The organism is Streptomyces sp. NBC_00523, assembly GCF_036346615.1.
In the GTDB taxonomy this organism is placed as follows: domain Bacteria; phylum Actinomycetota; class Actinomycetes; order Streptomycetales; family Streptomycetaceae; genus Streptomyces.
Genome location: NZ_CP107836.1, coordinates 3,268,793 through 3,287,860, shown reverse-complemented (window position 1 = coordinate 3,287,860; position 19,068 = coordinate 3,268,793). Strand labels below are relative to the sequence as shown.

Annotated in this window: 18 protein-coding genes; 14 read left to right on the top strand and 4 right to left on the bottom strand. The window is 72.3% G+C overall.

Annotation, left to right across the window (positions count from 1 at the left end; genetic code table 11):
• Positions 1 to 4: 4 nt before the first annotated feature.
• On the bottom strand, positions 5 to 973 hold the full coding sequence (locus tag OHS17_RS14810) for an SAM-dependent methyltransferase (RefSeq protein ID WP_330312562.1): 969 nt from the start codon (positions 971 to 973) through the stop codon (positions 5 to 7).
• A 94-nt stretch (positions 974 to 1,067) separates the two neighbouring features.
• On the opposite strand from OHS17_RS14810, the gene OHS17_RS14805 reads away from it, so the two are divergent.
• Complete coding sequence (locus OHS17_RS14805; protein WP_330312561.1) at positions 1,068 to 2,285, top strand: sensor histidine kinase; 1,218 nt, start codon at positions 1,068 to 1,070, stop codon at positions 2,283 to 2,285.
• Positions 2,286 to 2,309: 24 nt separating this feature from the next.
• The gene (locus tag OHS17_RS14800) at positions 2,310 to 2,984 is read left to right on the top strand and encodes a response regulator (protein WP_018102260.1); all 675 of its coding nucleotides are present in this window, start codon (positions 2,310 to 2,312) and stop codon (positions 2,982 to 2,984) included.
• A gap of 61 nt (positions 2,985 to 3,045) precedes the next feature.
• Here OHS17_RS14800 and OHS17_RS14795 read toward each other — a convergent pair whose 3' ends face one another.
• Both OHS17_RS14795 and OHS17_RS14790 read right to left on the bottom strand, forming a co-directional pair.
• On the bottom strand, positions 3,046 to 4,164 hold the full coding sequence (locus OHS17_RS14795) for a DUF5937 family protein (RefSeq protein WP_330312560.1): 1,119 nt from the start codon (positions 4,162 to 4,164) through the stop codon (positions 3,046 to 3,048).
• Positions 4,161 to 5,357, bottom strand: coding sequence for a threonine aldolase family protein (locus OHS17_RS14790; RefSeq protein ID WP_330312559.1), 1,197 nt, complete (start codon positions 5,355 to 5,357; stop codon positions 4,161 to 4,163). The genes OHS17_RS14795 and OHS17_RS14790 overlap by 4 nt, the downstream gene beginning before the upstream one ends.
• Positions 5,358 to 5,524: 167 nt before the next feature.
• Here OHS17_RS14790 and OHS17_RS14785 point away from each other — a divergent pair, with 167 nt between their 5' ends.
• From OHS17_RS14785 to OHS17_RS14740, 10 genes are all read left to right on the top strand, one after another.
• Complete coding sequence (locus OHS17_RS14785; protein WP_018102263.1) at positions 5,525 to 6,487, top strand: Rossmann-like and DUF2520 domain-containing protein; 963 nt, start codon at positions 5,525 to 5,527, stop codon at positions 6,485 to 6,487.
• Positions 6,487 to 7,500, top strand: coding sequence for a pantoate--beta-alanine ligase (panC, locus tag OHS17_RS14780; RefSeq protein ID WP_330312558.1), 1,014 nt, complete (start codon positions 6,487 to 6,489; stop codon positions 7,498 to 7,500). Before OHS17_RS14785 ends, panC begins: the two co-directional genes overlap by 1 nt.
• Complete coding sequence (locus OHS17_RS14775) at positions 7,497 to 9,227, top strand: L-aspartate oxidase (RefSeq protein ID WP_330312557.1); 1,731 nt, start codon at positions 7,497 to 7,499, stop codon at positions 9,225 to 9,227. The genes panC and OHS17_RS14775 overlap by 4 nt, the downstream gene beginning before the upstream one ends.
• A gap of 2 nt (positions 9,228 to 9,229) precedes the next feature.
• Positions 9,230 to 10,261, top strand: a complete 1,032-nt coding sequence (gene nadC, locus OHS17_RS14770; protein WP_330312556.1) for a carboxylating nicotinate-nucleotide diphosphorylase — start codon at positions 9,230 to 9,232, stop codon at positions 10,259 to 10,261.
• Positions 10,261 to 11,058, top strand: coding sequence for a type III pantothenate kinase (locus OHS17_RS14765; protein WP_330312555.1), 798 nt, complete (start codon positions 10,261 to 10,263; stop codon positions 11,056 to 11,058). Before nadC ends, OHS17_RS14765 begins: the two co-directional genes overlap by 1 nt.
• 137 nt (positions 11,059 to 11,195) lie before the next feature.
• Positions 11,196 to 11,768 (top strand): hypothetical protein, encoded by a 573-nt coding sequence (locus OHS17_RS14760; protein ID WP_330315260.1) that lies wholly within the window; start codon positions 11,196 to 11,198, stop codon positions 11,766 to 11,768.
• 43 nt (positions 11,769 to 11,811) lie between these two features.
• Entirely contained in the window at positions 11,812 to 11,991 is a 180-nt protein-coding gene (locus OHS17_RS14755; protein WP_018102269.1) for a hypothetical protein, read from the top strand.
• Between the two features lie 121 nt (positions 11,992 to 12,112).
• Complete coding sequence (locus OHS17_RS14750; RefSeq protein ID WP_018102270.1) at positions 12,113 to 12,565, top strand: BlaI/MecI/CopY family transcriptional regulator; 453 nt, start codon at positions 12,113 to 12,115, stop codon at positions 12,563 to 12,565.
• Between the two features lie 9 nt (positions 12,566 to 12,574).
• The gene (locus OHS17_RS14745) at positions 12,575 to 13,132 is read left to right on the top strand and encodes an amino-acid N-acetyltransferase (protein ID WP_026171407.1); all 558 of its coding nucleotides are present in this window, start codon (positions 12,575 to 12,577) and stop codon (positions 13,130 to 13,132) included.
• A 155-nt stretch (positions 13,133 to 13,287) separates the two neighbouring features.
• Entirely contained in the window at positions 13,288 to 13,623 is a 336-nt protein-coding gene (locus OHS17_RS14740; protein ID WP_018102272.1) for a histone-like nucleoid-structuring protein Lsr2, read from the top strand.
• On the opposite strand, the gene OHS17_RS14735 is transcribed toward OHS17_RS14740, so the two are convergent.
• The gene (locus tag OHS17_RS14735) at positions 13,602 to 14,222 is read right to left on the bottom strand and encodes an SCO3374 family protein (RefSeq protein WP_330312554.1); all 621 of its coding nucleotides are present in this window, start codon (positions 14,220 to 14,222) and stop codon (positions 13,602 to 13,604) included. The two genes, OHS17_RS14740 and OHS17_RS14735, sit on opposite strands and share 22 nt — an antisense overlap.
• A gap of 442 nt (positions 14,223 to 14,664) precedes the next feature.
• Here OHS17_RS14735 and OHS17_RS14730 point away from each other — a divergent pair, with 442 nt between their 5' ends.
• Together OHS17_RS14730 and OHS17_RS14725 are read left to right on the top strand one after the other, a co-directional pair.
• A complete protein-coding gene (locus tag OHS17_RS14730) occupies positions 14,665 to 17,190 on the top strand; it encodes an ATP-dependent Clp protease ATP-binding subunit (RefSeq protein WP_018102274.1) in 2,526 nt (841 codons plus the stop codon).
• A gap of 247 nt (positions 17,191 to 17,437) precedes the next feature.
• Positions 17,438 to 18,685: a PQQ-binding-like beta-propeller repeat protein gene (locus OHS17_RS14725; RefSeq protein ID WP_330312553.1), complete on the top strand. Its 1,248-nt coding sequence runs from the start codon at positions 17,438 to 17,440 to the stop codon at positions 18,683 to 18,685.
• The last annotated feature ends 383 nt before the right edge of the window (positions 18,686 to 19,068 follow it).

Sequence of the window (19,068 nt, the reverse complement as noted above, 5' to 3'; positions counted from 1 at the left end):
GGGCTCAAAATCTCGGGTGCTCCAGCCAGCCGAAGTCGCCCAGGCCGCCCCGCGCCGTCAGTTCCGCTGCCTCGCCTGCCGTCGCGAGGGCGCGGAGGTACGCGGACGGGTCGGTCGACGCCAAGGTCAGGGGCGGGCGTCCGCCCGTGATGCCCAGGGCGGACAGGGCCTCGCGCTGGGTGCGTACGGTCGTGCCCGGGGCGGCCGCCGCGCACGCGTCCAGGGCCACGTGGGCGGTGAGGTCGCAGCTCCCGTCCGGGACCGGCCGGACCTCGCGGCCCGCGCGGAAGCCGGTGAGCGTGCCGAAGGGCGGGCGTTCCCCGCGTACGTGCGCGTAATCCACCGCCACCGCGAGCCCCGCGGACAGGGAGGACACCGCCGCCGCCCACGCCTCGTCGCGCGGGCGGCCGATCTCCGCCCGGCTGCCCGGGCCCGCCGACGGCCACCAGCGGCGCAGCCACTCCGCGTCCGCCCCGGTCACCGGAGCGCCCAGCCGCTCCGCGCCGTCCGAGGCGCGCACCTCGACGTACCGTTCGACGCCCTCGGCATCGGTCTCCGCGACGGGGAGCGGCACATTGTCCAGCCACTCGTTGGCGAAGAGCAGCCCGCGCGCCCCGGGCGGCGGCTGTGCGCACCACTCCACCCGGGGATCCAGGCCCTCGGGGCGGGCGGCGAGCTCCACCGCGTACGCACGCACCGCGAGATCCGCCCCGCCCTCGGCCGGGAGCGCGGCGAGGACGCCGGTGACGAGTTCCCCGCGCCCGGCGCCCATGTCGACCAGGTCCACCCGCGTGGTGCCGAGCTCCGCCGCCGTACGGACCAGGAGCCGGGCGACGGCGGCGGCGAACAGGGGGGAGGCGTGCACAGAGGTGCGGAAGTGGCCCGCGGGGCCCTCGGGGCGCCGGTAGAAGCCCTCGTCGCCGTAGAGAGCGGTCTCCGCCGCCTCCTGCCACCCACGCCACGCATCCGTCACGGGCCCAGTCTCCACCTTGGGGAGTACGGTCCGGGGACCCGGATCGGCCCTCCGGTTGACCCGGCGGCCTCCGGTCTTCTTTACGCTGGGTTACGTGCAACGCCTCTACGATTTCATCCGCAGACACCCGACGGGCGTCGACAGCTTCTGGGCTGTCTTCCTCCTCGGACTCTCCGGCATGACCATCGTGGTGGGCGACGTCGGGCACGGCGGCCGTCTCGAACGGGTCGCGATCGTGCCGGTCGTCCTGGGGCTCTGCCTCGTCGTCGCGCTGCGCCGCCGCGCGCCGGAGAAGATGCTGCTGCTCGCCATCGCGATGGGCGTGGTCCAGCTGATCTGCGGCGTCCGGCCGAACGTCGCGAACTTCGCGATGCTGGTCATCACCTTCACCGTGGCGACCGTCGGTGAGCGCTGGGCCTCCCGGCTCGCCCTGGCGTGCAGCCTGACCGCGGCCACGATGTCCCAGCTCCGCTGGCCGAACGAGGAGGGTACGCCGCGCAGCTGGGCGCAGACGCTGTTCCTCGTCGCCGTCCTGACGGTGCCCTTCGTGCTGGCCTGGGTGCTCGGCGACTCGATGCGGACCCGGCGGGCCTACTTCGACCAGCTGGAGGAGCGGGCGGCCCGCCTGGAGCGGGAGCGCGAGGCCCAGTCGAAGGTCGCGGTGGCCGCCGAGCGGGCCCGTATCGCCCGGGAACTGCACGATGTCGTCGCGCACAACGTCTCCGTGATGGTGGTCCAGGCCGACGGCGCCGCCTACGTCATGGACGCGGCGCCCGACCAGGCCCGGCAGGCGCTGGAGACCATCTCCAGCACCGGCCGCCAGGCGCTCGCGGAGATGCGGCGGCTGCTCGGGGTGCTGCGGACGGGCGACGCGCAGGAGAGCGGGGAGTACGTCCCGCAGCCCGACGTCGAGCAGATCGAGGAGCTGATCGACCAGGTCCGCAAGGCCGGCCTGGCGGTGGACTTCAAGGTGGAGGGGACCGCCCGCCCGCTGCCCAGCGGCGTCGAGCTGACCGCGTACCGCATCGTGCAGGAGGCCCTGACCAACACCCGCAAGCACGGCGGCCCGCACGCCGGGGCCAGTGTGCGGCTGGTCTACTTCGACGACGGACTCGGCCTGCTGGTCGAGGACGACGGCCGGGGCGCCGCGCACGAGCTGTACGAGGACGGGGGCGCCGACGGCGCCGGCCACGGCATGATCGGCATGCGGGAGCGGGTCGGCATGGTCGGCGGCACACTGGACGCCGGGCCGCGCCCCGGCGGAGGATTCCGGATCAGCGCGCTGCTGCCCCTCAAGGCCGCCGACCGCTGAACGAACGAGGAGAGAACAGCCCCCATGGCGATCCGCGTGATGCTCGTCGACGACCAGGTGCTGCTGCGCACCGGCTTCCGGATGGTGCTCGCCGCCCAGCCCGACATGGAGGTGGTCGCCGAGGCCGGTGACGGCGCCGAGGCGATCGACATCCTGCGTGCCACCGCCGTGGACGTGGTGCTGATGGACGTCCGCATGCCGCGGCTGGACGGCGTCGAGGCCACCAGCCGCATCTGCGCCCAGCCCGATCCGCCGAAGGTGCTGATCCTGACCACGTTCGACCTGGACGAGTACGCGTTCTCCGGGCTGAAGGCCGGGGCCAGCGGCTTCATGCTGAAGGACGTGCCGCCGGGCGAGCTGCTCGCCGCGATCCGCTCGGTGCACAGCGGGGACGCGGTCGTCGCCCCGTCCACCACCCGCCGGCTGCTCGACCGGTTCTCGCCGATGCTGCCCAGCGGCACCCCGGAACCGCAGCACAAGGACATCGCCAAGCTCACCGAACGCGAGCGCGAGGTGATGCTGCTCGTCGCGCAGGGCCTGTCGAACGGTGAGATCGCGGGGCGCCTGGTGCTCTCCGAGGCGACCGTGAAGACGCACGTCGGCCGCATCCTGACCAAGCTGTCCCTGCGCGACCGGGTGCAGGTCGTCGTCCTCGCGTACGAGACGGGGCTGGTCCGCGCCGGCGGCGGCGCGGGCTGAGCGACCTAGGGCCTGTCGTCAAACTGGCGTCGCGCGGCAGACGGCAGTTTGACGACAGGCCCTAGCGCAGGATCCCTTCCAGGAAGTCGCTGCCGAGCCGGGCCACCACGGTCAGGTCCAGCTGGTGCAGCACGTACCGGCCCCGGCGCCGGGTCGTGACCAGACCGGCCTTCTTGAGCACCGAGAGATGGCGGGAGACCTCGGGCGCGGTGATCCCGTTCGTGTCGGCGAGTTCACCGGTGGTGTACGGGGAACGCGCGATGTTCCGGCACAGCCGCATCCGCATCGGGTGCGCCAGCGCCTCCATCCGCAGCTGGAGCAGCTCCACCGAGGCGGGCGCGGGCAGCTCCGGCCGGTGCACCGGGTAGTGGATCACCGGCCGCCAGCCCGGAGCGTGCACCACCATCAGATGCGGCCAGCCGAAGCTGGTCGGGATCAGCGTGAGCCCGGGGCCCACGGCGGTGTCCGTGGCGTCGGTCGCCCCCTCGGTCAGTTTGTCGACGCTGATCCGGCCGCCGTCCGCGTCCAGCGTGAGCGCGGGCGAGACCGCCCGTATCGCCTCGGCGAGCCCCTTGTGCCGCAGCAGGTCCGTCTTGTGCCGGGCGTCCGCCACCAGCTGGACCCGCACCCGCTCCCAGGTGTCCGCGAAGAACGCCTGGTCGCAGTCCTCGAACAGGCGGCGCAGCCAGCGGCGCACGGGAGCGGGGTCGGCCAGCAGCCGCTTGGTGAACTCCACCTGGCGCGGGCCGCGCGCCGCCGCCATGTCCAGCGCCCGGGTACGCGCCTCCGCGTTGCGCAGCGGGGAGGCCGCGCCGGTCCCGTGGAACGCGGCGCAGGTGAACTCCAGGGCGGCCGAGACGAACCGGTCGTCGTCCAGACGGTCCAGGATGTCCAGCTCGGCGGCGAGGCTGTCGCCCGGCATGCCGTCACCGCCGACGACCCCGGCGGACGGGATGAAGATGTCCGAGAAGGTGTTCCGCCACAGGAACTCCGCCTCGTGCAGCCGGTCGGCGAGATCCGGCTCCAGGGCCGTGGCGGTGGCCGTCGTCCAGCCGTGCAGGCCCGGGTGGTGCCCCGGCTCGGAGAGGGCGTGCAGGGCGACGCCCAGCTCCACGAGCGGGGAGGTCCGGAAGACGATGCGCTCGGGGTCGAGCCCCGCTATGCCGATGGTGACGCTCACCGGACCATGGTGCCTTCCACCCGCTCCAGGAACGCGGCCACCGCGTCCCGTACGTCGTCCGCGCTCCACTCCAGCCCGGCCTCCGTCACCGTGACCTCCGTGAACGCCACCCCCGGCGCCCCCGCGTCCGGGGTGAACCAGCGGCGGAAGAGCACCGTGCCCGTCTCCTCCGCCTGCCGCACCGACGCCTCCGTCAGCACCTCGGCGTCGTACGGCAGCCACACCTGGAACTGGTGGGTGTGCGGCGCCTCCGGATGCACCCGGAACCAGCCCGCGCCGGCCGCCTCGAACCCCTCGGCCAGCGCCCCGGCGACCACCTTCGCGTGCGCCACGTACGACGGCAGCTTCGGCAGCTCCCGGTCGAGTCCGGCCAGGGCCGCGACCGCCGCCGGGAACTGCTGGAAGAGCTGACCCCCGTACCGGTGCCGCCAGAGGCGGGCCTCCTCGGTCAGCGAGGTGGAACCGGCGAGCACGGCCCCGGAGATCCCGCCCAGGGACTTGTAGAACGACACGTACACGCTGTCCGCGAGCGCGGCGATCTCCGGCAGCCCGCGCCCGAAGCGCGTGGCGCACTCCCACAGCCGGGCCCCGTCGAAGTGGACGACGGCATCCCGGTCCCGGGCGGCGGCCACCACGGCCTCCAGCTCCTCCCAGGTGGGCAGCAGGAATCCGGCGTCCCGCAGCGGCAGCTCCAGCATCAGGGTGCCGAACGGCTCCGGGAAGTCGCGGACCTCCTCGGCGGTCGGCAGCCTCGGATCGGTCGTCGGGTGGACCGTGCGCAGCCCGCTCACCGTCCCCAGAGCACCGCTCTCGTGCACCTCCGGGTGGGCGAGCGGATGCAGGGCGACGACGGGGTTGCCGGTGCGGGCGGCCCAGCAGCGCAGCGCGACCTGCTGCGCCATCGTCCCGGTCGGGAAGAACACGGCCGCCTCCGTGCCCAGCAGCCCGGCGACCCGCTGCTCCAGCTCGCCGACGACACCGTCCCCGTAGATGTCCGCGGGGAGCCCCGGGTCGGTGACGGCCCCGGCGTCCGCCGCCAGGGCGGCCAGCTGCTCGCCGAGCGTGCGGTCCTGCGGGAGACGGGACAGGGCGCGCCCGGCCTCCCGCCAGGCGGTGAGCTGCCGCAGCCGTCCCGCCTCTCCGCTCCCCGGCTCCGCCGTCCCGTCCGTCACCTGCGTGTTCATGTCTGCCATGGGACGATCATCACGCAGAACGCCGGACCTGCCCACCGCGTTTCCGGGGGCCGCCCGGCACGGTATCCACAGGCTGTGGACAAGCCGGGAGGGCGGGGCGGCCGCTGGCGTAGCATGCAAGGGAATCGTCCGGTACCCCCCGCGGACTGGAACGGAAGGCCCGCAGTGTGAACGCAACAGCTCCCAAGGACCCGCTCGACGCCAGGGACCGCCCCGCCCGGCTCACCGTCGGCGTGGTGGGGGCGGGCCGTGTCGGCCCCGCCCTGGCCGCCTCCCTCGCCCTCGCCGGGCACCGCCCGGTCGCCGTCTCCGGGGTCTCCGACGCCTCCCGGCGACGCGCCGCCGACCTCCTGCCCGACGTCCCGCTCGTGACGCCCGCCGACGTCTTCGCGCGCGCCGAGCTCGTCCTGCTGACCGTCCCCGACGACGCCCTCCCCGGGCTGGTCGAGGGCCTGGCCGAGACCGGCGCGGTCCGCCCCGGACAGCTCCTCGTCCACACCTCCGGGCGGTACGGGACGAAGGTGCTGGACCCCGCGCGCCGGGCCGGCGCCCTGCCGCTCGCGCTGCACCCCGCGATGACGTTCACCGGCACCTCCGTGGACGTCCAGCGGCTGGCCGGCTGCTCCTTCGGGGTCACCGCGCCCGACGAGCTGCGGCTCGCCGCCGAGGCGCTGGTCATCGAGATGGGCGGCGAACCGGAGTGGATCGCGGAGGAATCCCGTCCGCTCTACCACGCGGCCCTCGCCCTCGGCGCGAACCACCTGGTCACCCTGGTCGCCCAGTCGATGGAGCTGCTGCGCACCGCCGGGGTCACCGCCCCCGACCGGATGCTCGGCCCCCTGCTCGGCGCCGCCCTGGACAACGCCCTGCGCTCCGGCGACGCGGCGCTCACCGGACCGGTCGCGCGCGGCGACGCCGGCACGGTCACCGCGCACCTGGGCGAGCTGCGCGCCCACGCCCCGCAGACGGTCGCCGGTTACGTGGCGATGGCCCGCGCCACGGCGGACCGCGCCCTCGCCCACGGCCTGCTCAAGCCGGAGCTGGCCGAGGACCTGCTCGACGCCCTGGCGGACGGCGCGTCCGGCCCGTCGCGGCCCGGCTCCCACGGCAGCGGACCGGAGGAGTCCTGATGACCGTCACCACATCCACCCCGGCCCTGCTGCACACCGCCGCCGAGCTGCGCGCGTACGCCCCCGAGGGGCGGCGGGCCGTCGTCATGACGATGGGCGCCCTGCACGAGGGCCACGCCTCGCTCGTCCGCGCCGCCCGCGCCCACGCGGGCCCCGCCGGGCAGGTCGTCGTCACCGTCTTCGTCAACCCGCTCCAGTTCGGCGAGGCCGCCGACCTCGACCGCTACCCGCGCACGCTCGACGCCGACCTCGCGGTGGCCGGCGCGGCCGGCGCCGACGTGGTCTTCGCGCCGTCCGTGGACGAGGTCTACCCGGGCGGCGAGCCGCAGGTCCGGATCTCGGCGGGCCCGATGGGCGAGCGGCTGGAGGGGGCCTCGCGCCCCGGCCACTTCGACGGCATGCTCACCGTCGTCGCCAAGCTGCTCCACCTCACCCGGCCGGACACCGCGTTCTTCGGGCAGAAGGACGCCCAGCAGCTCGCCCTGATCCGGCGCATGGTGCGGGACCTGAACTTCCCGGTGGAGATCAGCGGCGTCGAGACGGTCCGGGAGCCGGACGGCCTCGCGCTGTCCAGCCGCAACCGCTTCCTCGACACCCATGAGCGCCGCACCGCGCTCGCCCTGTCCCGGGCCCTGTTCGCGGCCCGCGACCGGCTCGCCGCCCAGACCGCCCTGCACGCCCGCGCGCAGGCCACCGGCGCCACCGAGGACCGGGCCGCCGGGCTCAACCGGCTCGGCGAGGCCCGCCTCGCGGCCGACGCCCAGGCGGTGGCCCGGGCCCGCCCGGACGCCGGACCCGCCGCCGTGCGCGCGGCCGCCCGCACGGTCCTGGAGGAGGCGGAGGCCGCGAGCCCGCCGCTCGCCCTGGACTACGTGGCGCTCGTGGACCCGGCCGACTTCACCGAGATCCCCGACGACCGCGCGGCCGGTGAAGCCATCCTCGCCGTCGCCGCCCGGGTCGGCGCCACCCGCCTCATCGACAACATCCCCCTCACCTTCGGAGTGACCCCGTGACCGGAATACGGCTGACAGCCCCCGCACCCGGCTGGTCCATCGACGCCGACGTGGTGGTCGTCGGCTCCGGCGTCGCCGGGCTCACCACCGCCCTGCGCTGCGCCGCCGCGGGCCTCGCCACCGTCGTGGTGACCAAGGCCCGCCTGGACGCCGGTTCCACCCGCTGGGCCCAGGGCGGCATCGCGGCGGCACTCGGCGAGGGCGACACCCCGGAACAGCACCTGGACGACACCCTGGTCGCCGGTGTCGGCCTCTGCGACGAGTCCGCGGTGCGGGCCCTGGTCACCGACGGCCCGGGCGCGGTGCGCCGGCTGATGGAGACCGGCGCCCGCTTCGACACCGCCGAGGACGGCTCCGTCGCCCTCACCCGCGAGGGCGGCCACCACCGCCGCCGCATCATCCACGCGGGCGGCGACGCGACCGGCGCCGAGGTCTCCCGCGCCCTGGTGGAGGCGGTCCGCGCGGCCGCCCTGCACACCATCGAGAACGCCCTCGTGCTCGACCTCCTCACCGACGCCGAAGGCCGTACCGCCGGGGTCACCCTGCACGTCATGGGCGAGGGCCAGCACGACGGCGTCGGCGCGGTCAACGCCCCGGCCGTGGTCCTGGCCACCGGCGGCATGGGCCAGGTCTTCGCCGCCACCACCAACCCCTCGGTCTCCACCGCCGACGGCGTGGCGCTCGCGCTGCGGGCCGGCGCGGAGGTCTCGGACGTGGAGTTCGTCCAGTTCCACCCCACCGTGCTCTTCCTCGGCGCCGGCTCCGAGGGCCAGCAGCCGCTGGTCTCCGAAGCGGTACGCGGCGAGGGCGCCCACCTGGTCGACGCCTCCGGTACGCGCTTCATGCTCGGGCAGCACGAACTGGCGGAGCTGGCCCCGCGCGACATCGTCGCCAAGGGCATCACGCGCCAGATGCAGCTGAACGGCACCGACCACATGTACCTCGACGGCCGCCACTTCGGCGCCGAGATGTGGGAGAACCGCTTCCCGACCATCCTGGCCGCCTGCCGGTCCCACGGCATCGACCCGGTCACCGAGCCCATCCCCATCGCGCCCGCCGCGCACTACGCGTCCGGCGGCGTCCGCACCGACCTGCGGGGCCGTACCACCGTCCCCGGCCTGTACGCCTGCGGCGAGGTCGCCTGCACCGGGGTGCACGGCGCGAACCGGCTGGCGTCCAACTCGCTGCTCGAAGGACTCGTCTTCGCCGAGCGCATCGCCGCCGACATCGTCGCCGACCGCCCCCGCTCCGGCGAGGTCGTCGGACCCGCCGGGACGCCCGTCCCGCTCCTCGCCCCCGAGACCCGCCTCACGGTCCAGCGCGCCATGAGCCGGGGCGCCGGGGTGCTGCGCTCCGCCGAGAGCCTGGCCACCGCCGCCGCCGAGCTGGAGGAGCTGCGGCTCGGCGCCCGCGCGACCGGGGCGGCCGAGGCGAAGCCCGCGGTGCCCGGCGTAGAGGCGTGGGAGGCCACCAACCTGCTGCTCGTCGCCCGGGCCCTGGTCGCCGCCGCCCGCGCCCGCGAGGAGACCCGCGGCTGCCACTGGCGCGAGGACCGGCCCGAGCGGGACGACGCGCACTGGCGCCGCCACCTCGTCGTGCGGCTCGGCCCGGACGGCGGTCTCGTCCTCCGTCGGACGGATACCGAGGCATTCGGGCCCGTGGACGCGCCCGGGGCACCAGACTGCGCAGCGACGAGCACCACCCACCCCACCCCCGAGGAGCCGTAACCGTGAGCACGCCCGAAGAGAATCCGCGCCCCACTCCCGTGGACGTACCGCTGATCCGGGTCGGTGCGCCCGCCCCCGCCGCGGGCGGCTGCGGGGACGGCTGCGGCTGCGGCGGCGACGAGGAGTACGAGGAGTGCGGGCTCGACCCCGCGCTCGCCCAGCTCCTCGCCGAATCCGGCCTGGACCCGATCCAGGTCGAGGACATCGCGCACCTGGCCATCGCCGAGGACCTGGACGGCGGGGTGGACGTCACGACCGTCGCCACCGTCGCCGAGGACGCCATGGCCACCGGTGACTTCACCGCCCGCGAGGCCGGTGTGGTGGCCGGGCTGCGCGTGGCGGAGGCGGTCCTGTCGATCGTCTGCACCTCCGAGTTCGAGGTCGAGCGGCACGTCGAGGACGGCGACCGCGTCGCCCCCGGCCAGAAGCTGCTGACCGTCACCACCCGCACCCGCGACCTCCTCACCGGCGAGCGCAGCGCCCTCAACCTGCTCTGCCGCCTCTCCGGCATCGCCACCGCCACCCGCGCCTGGGCCGATGTGCTGGAGGGCACCAAGGCCGAGGTCCGGGACACCCGCAAGACGACGCCGGGGCTGCGCGCCCTGGAGAAGTACGCGGTGCGCTGCGGCGGCGGCGTCAACCACCGGTTCTCGCTGTCCGACGCCGCGCTGGTCAAGGACAACCACGTCATCGCGGCGGGCGGGGTCGCCGAGGCGTTCAAGCGGGTCAGGGAGGAGTTCCCGGAGCTGCCGATCGAGGTCGAGGTCGACACGATGGACCAGGTCGCCGAGGTCCTGGAAGCGGGCGCCGACCTGATCCTGCTGGACAACTTCACCCCGTCCGAGACCGCCGAGGCGGTCGCCCTGACCGGCGGCCGCGCCTTCCTGGAGTCCTCCGGCCGGCTCACCCTCGACACGGCCCGCGCCTACGCCGAGGCCGGGGTCGACTACCTGGCCGTGGGCGCGCTGACCCACTCCTCGCCGATCCTGGACATCGGCCTGGACTTCCGCGACACCGACGGGGCCGGCGCCTGATGCTGCTCACCATCGACGTCGGGAACACCCACACCGTCCTCGGCCTGTTCGACGGCGAGGAGATCGTCGAGCACTGGCGGATCTCCACGGACGCCCGCCGCACCGCCGACGAGCTCGCCGTGCTGCTCCAGGGCCTCATGGGCATGCACCCGCTGCTCGGCATGGAGCTGGGCGACGGCATCGAGGGCATCGCGATCTGCTCCACGGTCCCGGCCGTGCTGCACGAGCTGCGCGAGGTGACCCGCCGCTACTACGGCGACGTCCCCGCCGTGCTCGTGGAGCCCGGCATCAAGACCGGGGTGCCGATCCTGATGGACAACCCGAAGGAGGTCGGCGCGGACCGCATCATCAACGCGGTCGCCGCCGTCGACCTGTACGGCGGTCCGGCGATCGTGGTCGACTTCGGCACGGCCACCACCTTCGACGCGGTCTCGGCCCGGGGCGAGTACACCGGCGGTGTCATCGCGCCCGGCATCGAGATCTCCGTCGAGGCGCTGGGCGTCAAGGGCGCCCAGCTCCGCAAGATCGAGCTGGCCCGGCCGCGCAGCGTCATCGGCAAGAACACCGTCGAGGCCATGCAGGCGGGCATCATCTACGGCTTCGCCGGCCAGGTCGACGGGGTCGTGGAGCGGATGAAGAAGGAGCTGGCGTCCGACCCGGACGACGTCACCGTCATCGCGACGGGCGGCCTTGCTCCGATGGTGCTGGGCGAGTCCTCCGTCATCGACGAGCACGAGCCCTGGCTGACCCTCATCGGGCTGCGCCTGGTGTACGAGCGCAACGTGTCCCGGCTGTAGCGAAGGCCCTCTGACCGGCGGCTCCGGGGGTGACGACGCTCCGGGGCCGCCGCGCCACCGACGACCAGTTAAGCCGATTTTGTCCCTTTAGCACGTATTGTCGCGTCATGCCCACGCCCTACGGATCACGCGGCGGTATGGCCTTCAGCGCGGACGAGCTGCGAGTGCTCCGACGCGCCCTCGCCTTCGCGCTGCACCCCGCGCCCCTGCCCGACGAGGATGTCCAGGACTGCCTGCGGCTGGCGGGCAGCGTGGACGAGGCCGTCGCCGAGGCCGGACGGCTGCGCGCCTTCCTCCTCGCCGACCTCGTCCGCTACCGCGACGCCCTTCCCGGCTCCCTCACCGGCTATCTGGAGCTCCTCCAGGACGCCCTGGCCGCCGGATACGACCCGCTCCCCGAGGACCTGGCCGCGCTGCGCGCCCTGCGCGGCGGCCCGCTCGCCGCGGCCCTCCTGGAGCGCTGCCAGATGATCGCGGAGCGCTCGGTGCGCGCCCGGCTCGCCGGACGCGCCGTGCACGCGACCGCCCCGGCGCCCCGCAGCAGACTGCTCGCCCTGCCCGGCGGGCGCGCCGCCGAGCCGGACAAGCCGAAGGCGCCGCCGGCCCCGGCCCGCCCCGTACCGCCGTCCGAGCGCCCGGCGCCGAAGCCCTCCGAGGTCTTCCCGCCGCGCCGCCCGGTGCCCCAGCCGCCGCAGCGCCGCGCGGGGTAGGGCCTCTCCGGGGGCCGGGAGGCGGCTCGCTACTCTGGAGGGCATGGACTACGTATCCGCGCTCGTGCCCCCTGTGGTGATGGCCGCCTTCTTCATCGGCCTGGTCGTGACGATCGTCAAGAGCCAGGGCGGCCCCAACAAGGCCAAGGAGGACGCGGCCGTGGACGCGGCGATCAGCCGCGCCGAGTCGGTTCAGCAGACTCCGCGCACCGAAGGGGCCTGACCCCTCCGGGGTGCGCCAGGCACCCCCGTATGCGAAAAGGCGTACGACTCCCGAGGAGTCGTACGCCTTTTTGCTGTGTGAATAGCTACGCATTCCAGACATCTGGCACTAAGGTGACGCTGTGCCCCGTCAATTGGGAGAGCTCGAAGACGCCGTGATGACACGGGTCTGGGAATGGAACCGTCCGGTCACTGTGCGGGAAGTCCTGGAGGACCTTCAGCAGGAGCGGTCCATCGCCTACACCACCGTCATGACGGTAATGGACAATCTCCATCAGAAGGGCTGGGTCCGCCGCGAAGTGGAGGGCCGCGCATATCGATATACGGCCGTCTCCACCCGCGCCGCATACGCCGCCGCCCTGATGAACGAAGCCTGGTCGCTCAGCGACAACCCGGCGGCCGCGCTCGTCGCGTTCTTCGGGATGATGTCGGCCGAGCAGCGCGAGGCTCTGCGTGACGCGATGCGGATCGTTCTGCCCGCTCTTCCCGAGGACGGCGCGGCCGCCGCGGACGAAGCCGGGGAGGGCGAAGCCCGTGAAGCGGGCGATGACGCGGAGCCGGAGACCGGGCGATAGCGTCTGCGTATGTCCTCAGAGCTTCCGCAAACCGATTACCGGACCGAACCGTCGGTTATAAACGTGGCCATCACCGTCCGGCGTGCACGGACGAGCGATGTGCCCGCCGTCCGCCGTCTCCTCGACGGCTACGTACAGGAAGGCATCCTCCTCGACAAAGCCACGGTGACGCTTTACGAGGACATCCAGGAGTTCTGGATCGCCGAACGCGACGAGGACGCCTCGGTCGTCGGCTGCGGTGCGCTGCACGTCATGTGGGAAGACCTCGCCGAAGTACGCACGCTCGCCGTCGACCACGGCCTCAAGGGCGCCGGAGTGGGCCACCAGGTCCTCGACAAGCTGCTGCGGACCGCCCGCTGGCTGGGCGTCCGGCGGGTTTTCTGTCTCACCTTCGAAGTCGACTTCTTCGCGAAGCACGGCTTCGTGGAGATCGGAGAGACGCCCGTCGACGGAGATGTCTACAGCGAGCTGCTGCGTTCCTATGACGAGGGAGTCGCGGAGTTCCTCGGTCTCGAACGAGTGAAGCCGAACACCTTGGGCAACAGCCGGATGCTTCTGCACCTGTGACCGCGCGAAGACCGGAAGAGGGGGCCGAGCCCCTATGTCCGAATCGCGCATGTTTCCCGTCTCCTTGAGCTGCTGAACCTCTCCCGGGGGTTTGTGTTTTCCGGGGAAAAGCGGTTTCCTTTCCGCGTACTCCATTTTCGATGAAAGGAAATCCGGTGGCACAGAAGGTTCAGGTCCTTCTTGTTGACGACCTCGACGGTGGCGAGGCGGACGAGACGGTGACGTTCGCGCTGGATGGCAAGACGTACGAGATCGACCTCACCACCAGCAACGCGGACAAGCTGCGTTCCCTTCTCGAGCCCTACGCGAAGAACGGCCGGCGTACCGGTGGCCGTGCGGCGTCGGGACGTGGCAAGGGCCGCGCCGTCTCCGGTGGCAACAAGGACACCGCCGAGATCCGTAAGTGGGCCCGCGAGAACGGCCACAATGTGAATGACCGCGGCCGCGTCCCCGCCGAGATCCGCGAGGCTTACGAGAAGGCCAACGGCTGAGCCACGGGCTCATCGTGGAACAAGCCGGCCCGGGCACGTGCCAGTCGGGCCCGGTGGCATTCCGTCGCCACGGCGTCCACGAGACGGACGAGGTCGGGAGCATCGCTGTGCCTGCTCCCGAAGCCGGAGAATGCCGGGAGCACCGGCGCTTCGTCCAGTTCCCGTGACGGCCTGGGGGGCCGCAGCCAGGAGGCGGCCCCCGGCTCCGCCGGACGCCCCGGCGGCGGCGGAGCGGTGATCCGCCCGCCCGCGCCCAGACCGGTCAGCGACAGCGCGACCCCGCCCCACTCCAGCCAGTCGAGCAGCCCCGGCAACTCCTCCGCGCTTCCCGGCGCCACCAGCAGGCTCATCCGCAGCCCCATGAGCGCCACCGGCCCCGTCGGGCCCACCCGCCGCAGCGCCGCGTGTCCGGCCACGGCAGGGACGACGAGCACGTCGAACCGCAGCCCGGTCAGCAGCCGCACCGGCGCACCGCCCGCGGTGGCCCAGCCCAACTCCCGCTCGTACCAGCCGGCCCAGCCGTCCCCCGGCTCGCCCCGGGCGTCACCGCCCAGCTCGACGGCGGGCGGGACGCGGGGCGGCGGGACGGTGAGGGTCATGACGGAACAACCCCCGACCGGCCCACCAGGTTACGTAGCGCGTACGCACGACCGCGTAGGGTGTCCGGGTTGGGGGCGTACGGGCGCATTCAGGAGTACGAAGATGTTCGCCCGTAGCGGAGGGAACCCGCGTACGCCGCATGGACTGTCTGTAATTGCGGGTAAGACATCCCTAGTGGGGAGGGGCGACACGCAAGCCATGCACGTCTCACGTTCGCCATCGGCGTACTGGCGACTGGGGTATTGGCCTGGCCTGCGGGAACATCGTCTCGCACCATCGGGTTGGAGCAGTTGTCGGCGTTCGGGGCGGGCGATCCCCCCGGGAAGCAGGGCCGGGTGTCGGCAGTTGAAATGAGCGGTCCCCGCTTGCGGGACTAAGCTGCGGAAGGACAGGGAGGGGACCGACCCCTTACTGCCTGACCGCTCTGAGGAGCGATTAACGATGTTCGAGAGGTTCACCGACCGCGCGCGGCGGGTTGTCGTCCTGGCTCAGGAAGAAGCCCGGATGCTCAACCACAACTACATCGGCACCGAGCACATCCTCCTGGGCCTGATCCACGAGGGTGAGGGTGTCGCCGCTAAGGCCCTGGAGAGCCTCGGGATTTCGCTCGAGGCGGTCCGCCAGCAGGTGGAGGAGATCATCGGCCAGGGCCAGCAGGCCCCGTCCGGCCACATCCCCTTCACGCCCCGAGCCAAGAAGGTCCTGGAGCTGTCGCTCCGCGAGGCCCTCCAGCTCGGCCACAACTACATCGGCACGGAGCACATCCTGCTCGGCCTGATCCGCGAGGGCGAGGGCGTCGCCGCCCAGGTCCTCGTGAAGCTCGGCGCCGACCTGAACCGGGTGCGCCAGCAGGTCATCCAGCTGCTGTCCGGGTACTCCGGCGGCAAGGAGGCGGCCACCGCAGGCGGCCCCGCTGAGGGCACGCCCTCCACGTCGCTGGTGCTCGACCAGTTCGGCCGCAACCTCACGCAGGCCGCCCGCGAATCCAAGCTCGACCCGGTCATCGGGCGCGAGAAGGAGATCGAGCGGGTCATGCAGGTGCTCTCCCGCCGCACCAAGAACAACCCGGTGCTCATCGGCGAGCCCGGCGTCGGCAAGACCGCGGTGGTCGAGGGCCTGGCCCAGGCCATCGTCAAGGGCGAGGTGCCCGAGACCCTCAAGGACAAGCACCTCTACACCCTCGACCTCGGCGCGCTGGTCGCCGGCTCCCGCTACCGCGGTGACTTCGAGGAGCGCCTGAAGAAGGTCCTCAAGGAGATCCGCACCCGCGGCGACATCATCCTGTTCATCGACGAGCTCCACACCCTGGTGGGTGCGGGTGCCGCCGAGGGCGCGATCGACGCCGCGAGCATCCTCAAGCCCATGCTGGCGCGAGGCGAGCTGCAGACCATCGGTGCGACCACGCTGGACGAGTACCGCAAGCACCTGGAGAAGGACGCGGCCCTCGAGCGCCGCTTCCAGCCGATCCAGGTCGCGGAGCCGTCGCTGCCGCACACCATCGAGATTCTCAAGGGTCTGCGCGACCGCTACGAGGCCCACCACCGCGTGTCCATCACGGACGAGGCGCTGGTGCAGGCCGCGACGCTGGCCGACCGGTACATCTCGGACCGCTTCCTGCCGGACAAGGCGATCGACCTGATCGACGAGGCCGGTTCCCGGATGCGCATCCGCCGGATGACCGCGCCGCCGGACCTCCGCGAGTTCGACGAGAAGATCGCGGGCGTGCGCCGCGACAAGGAGTCGGCCATCGACTCCCAGGACTTCGAGAAGGCGGCCTCTCTCCGCGACAAGGAGAAGCAGCTGCTGGCGGCGAAGGCCAAGCGCGAGAAGGAGTGGAAGGCCGGCGACATGGACGTCGTGGCCGAGGTCGACGGCGAGCTCATCGCCGAGGTCCTCGCCACCGCCACCGGCATCCCGGTCTTCAAGCTGACCGAGGAGGAGTCCTCCCGGCTGCTGCGCATGGAGGACGAGCTCCACAAGCGCGTCATCGGGCAGAAGGACGCCATCAAGGCGCTCTCGCAGGCGATCCGCCGTACGCGGGCCGGTCTGAAGGACCCGAAGCGCCCCGGTGGCTCGTTCATCTTCGCCGGTCCGTCCGGTGTCGGTAAGACCGAGCTCTCCAAGACGCTCGCCGAGTTCCTGTTCGGCGACGAGGACGCGCTGATCTCCCTCGACATGTCGGAGTTCAGCGAGAAGCACACGGTCTCGCGTCTCTTCGGTTCGCCCCCCGGCTACGTGGGCTACGAGGAGGGCGGCCAGCTCACCGAGAAGGTGCGCCGCAAGCCGTTCTCCGTCGTCCTCTTCGACGAGGTCGAGAAGGCCCACCCCGACATCTTCAACTCCCTGCTCCAGATCCTGGAGGACGGTCGCCTGACCGACTCCCAGGGCCGGGTCGTGGACTTCAAGAACACGGTCATCATCATGACGACCAACCTCGGGACCCGGGACATCTCCAAGGGCTTCAACCTGGGCTTCGCCGCCCAGGGCGACGTCAAGACGAACTACGAGCGGATGAAGGTCAAGGTCAACGAAGAGCTCAAGCAGCACTTCCGGCCCGAGTTCCTCAACCGTGTCGATGACACCGTCGTCTTCCACCAGCTCAGCCAGGAAGACATCATCGAGATCGTCGACCTGATGATCGCGAAGGTGGACGAGCGGCTCAAGGACCGTGACATGGGCATCGAGCTCAGCACGGAGGCCAAGAAGCTGCTCGCCAAGAAGGGCTACGACCCCGTGATGGGCGCCCGGCCGCTGCGCCGGACGATCCAGCGCGAGATCGAGGACGTCCTCTCGGAGAAGATCCTCTTCGGCGAGCTGCGCCCCGGCCACATCGTGGTCGTCGGCAGCGAGGGCGAGGGTGACGACGAGAAGTTCACCTTCCGTGGCGAGGAGAAGTCGGCTCTGCCCGACGTCCCGCCGATCGAGCAGGCGGCGGGCGGCGGCCCGAACATGACTAAGGAAGCGTGACAGGCGCCTTCTGCCCCCTTCCGGCAGTAGCGTCCGAGCGTCCCGAAGGGGCGGCCCCGACCGGTTTCGACCGGCCGGGGCCGCCCCTTTTCGCGTCGCGGACACGGTGACAGCGGCGTCACAGGAACGTTCCGGTCGCGTTCGCTACGCGCGTGGAGCGAAAACCGCTGGTTAATCTGGCCCCGCTTCGGGCGATCGGCCCGGGCGGGGCTTTTCGATTGCGAATCGGGAGCCCTGGATCACGTAGATGAACGAGGGGGACGGGCACGCCATGGGCAGAGGCGAAGTGTCGCGCAGGCGGATGATCAAGCTGGCCGGAGCCGGGGCGGGGCTGGCCCTGCTGGGCGCCGGGACCGCGGCCTGCGGCCCGGTCGAGGAGCCGGCCGAGGGCGGCGGCTCCGGTTCGCCGAAGCCGGGGGAGTCCGCGAAGCCCGGGGGCGACGCCCCCGCGCCGGGCGGGAAGCCGAAGCCGGCCTGGCAGCACACCACCACGTACGACGGTCTGGCCTGGATATCCGCGGTCGCCGTGGTCGACAACGTGGTGCTGGTCTCCGGTGACCCGCTGGTGGCCCGCGACCTGACCACCGGCAAGGAGATCTGGTCGCGCGCCGAGGTGACCACCCCGGGCGCGAGCATGCTGCTCGGCGACGGGACGCTCTACCTGGCCAGCGCCCACTACGACGGCAACATCATCGGGCTCGACCCCAAGACCGGCAAGGACACCTGGCGCAGCCGCCTCGGCGACAAGGAGTACGCGCAGCCCCGGGTCATCGCCGCCGACGCCGACCACGTCTACGTCGTCGCCGGGATCCTGGACAAGGACTTCCGCACCCCGGACAACGTGATCGCCGCCATCGACACCTCCTCGGGCAAGGTCGTCTGGCGCGAGCAGCGCGACCACGGCACCGAGGCCAACGGCCTCACCGCGCGGGTCTCCGGCAGGCGCCTCGTCTACACCGACTTCCGCGAGAACCTCACGGTCCGCGACACCGCGACCGGCCACCAGGTCTGGACGAAGAAGATCGGCCGCAGCAGCAACCGCGGTTTCGAGGTCCACGAGGGCCTGGTCATCATCGCGACCGGCGAGCAGCTGCGCGCCTTCGACCTGGAGACGGGCGCCGAGCGCTGGTCCTTCGCGACCGAGAAGTACAGCCGGTTCAACGACCCGGCCGTTCTGGACGGCGTCCTCTACGCCTCGGACACCGTGCACGGCCTGTGGGCGGCCGATCCGGCGACCGGAAAGCGGCACTGGCACAACCCGGAGAGCCTGGACATCGACGCCCCCTGGCAGTTCGCCAAGGTGGGCGGCGTCCTCTACGGGGCGACCACGTTCGACAAGAACGGCGGCATCCACGCCTTCGACCCGGCCGACGGCAAGCTGCTCTGGACGTACAACGACGGCTCCGGCGACATCGACCGCTGGTACCTGGCCGCGGGCGCCAAGCACGTGGTCGCCGTGCACGCCAAGAAGGTGACCGCGCTGCCCGTCGCCTAGCGATCGGCACCGGGCCGAAGGTCCCGAAACGGACGGCCTTCGGTCCCACCGCCGGTGACAAGGCGCACAGGCCATTCGAGGCCTACTAGCCGCGTTAGGAGTAACGGGCCCGATCCGTCGGGGGCCTTTCGGCCCTGCGGCGGACGGGCCCTCGGCGTATGCGGGGGCGTATGCCCGTACAGAGGGCGTATGTCCGTTTGGGGTGGTTTGGAACTGGGCCTAAACCTGTTCCGGGGAGGACTTCCGAAGGTCTTCCGGAGGGGGCCGGGCGGGGGTTCGCCGGGCGAATTCCCGGGGCGCTTTCTACGGCTTTTGATCGTAGATGGGGTGTTTGAGCACCGGCGGGGGTGCGGGTTACCAAGGTATGGCCAGCCCGGCACGCC

Excerpts from the sequence above, each read along its gene's own strand:
- OHS17_RS14800 (WP_018102260.1), top strand. The coding sequence starts at position 2,310 with ATGGCGATCCGCGTGATGCTCGTCGACGACCAGGTGCTGCTGCGCACC.
- OHS17_RS14790 (WP_330312559.1), bottom strand. The coding sequence starts at position 5,357 with ATGGCAGACATGAACACGCAGGTGACGGACGGGACGGCGGAGCCGGGG.
- panC (WP_330312558.1), top strand. The coding sequence starts at position 6,487 with ATGACCGTCACCACATCCACCCCGGCCCTGCTGCACACCGCCGCCGAG.
- OHS17_RS14765 (WP_330312555.1), top strand. The coding sequence starts at position 10,261 with ATGCTGCTCACCATCGACGTCGGGAACACCCACACCGTCCTCGGCCTG.
- OHS17_RS14760 (WP_330315260.1), top strand. The coding sequence starts at position 11,196 with ATGGCCTTCAGCGCGGACGAGCTGCGAGTGCTCCGACGCGCCCTCGCC.
- OHS17_RS14755 (WP_018102269.1), top strand. The coding sequence starts at position 11,812 with ATGGACTACGTATCCGCGCTCGTGCCCCCTGTGGTGATGGCCGCCTTC.
- OHS17_RS14745 (WP_026171407.1), top strand. The coding sequence starts at position 12,575 with ATGTCCTCAGAGCTTCCGCAAACCGATTACCGGACCGAACCGTCGGTT.
- OHS17_RS14735 (WP_330312554.1), bottom strand. The coding sequence starts at position 14,222 with ATGACCCTCACCGTCCCGCCGCCCCGCGTCCCGCCCGCCGTCGAGCTG.
- OHS17_RS14730 (WP_018102274.1), top strand. The coding sequence starts at position 14,665 with ATGTTCGAGAGGTTCACCGACCGCGCGCGGCGGGTTGTCGTCCTGGCT.
- OHS17_RS14725 (WP_330312553.1), top strand. The coding sequence starts at position 17,438 with ATGAACGAGGGGGACGGGCACGCCATGGGCAGAGGCGAAGTGTCGCGC.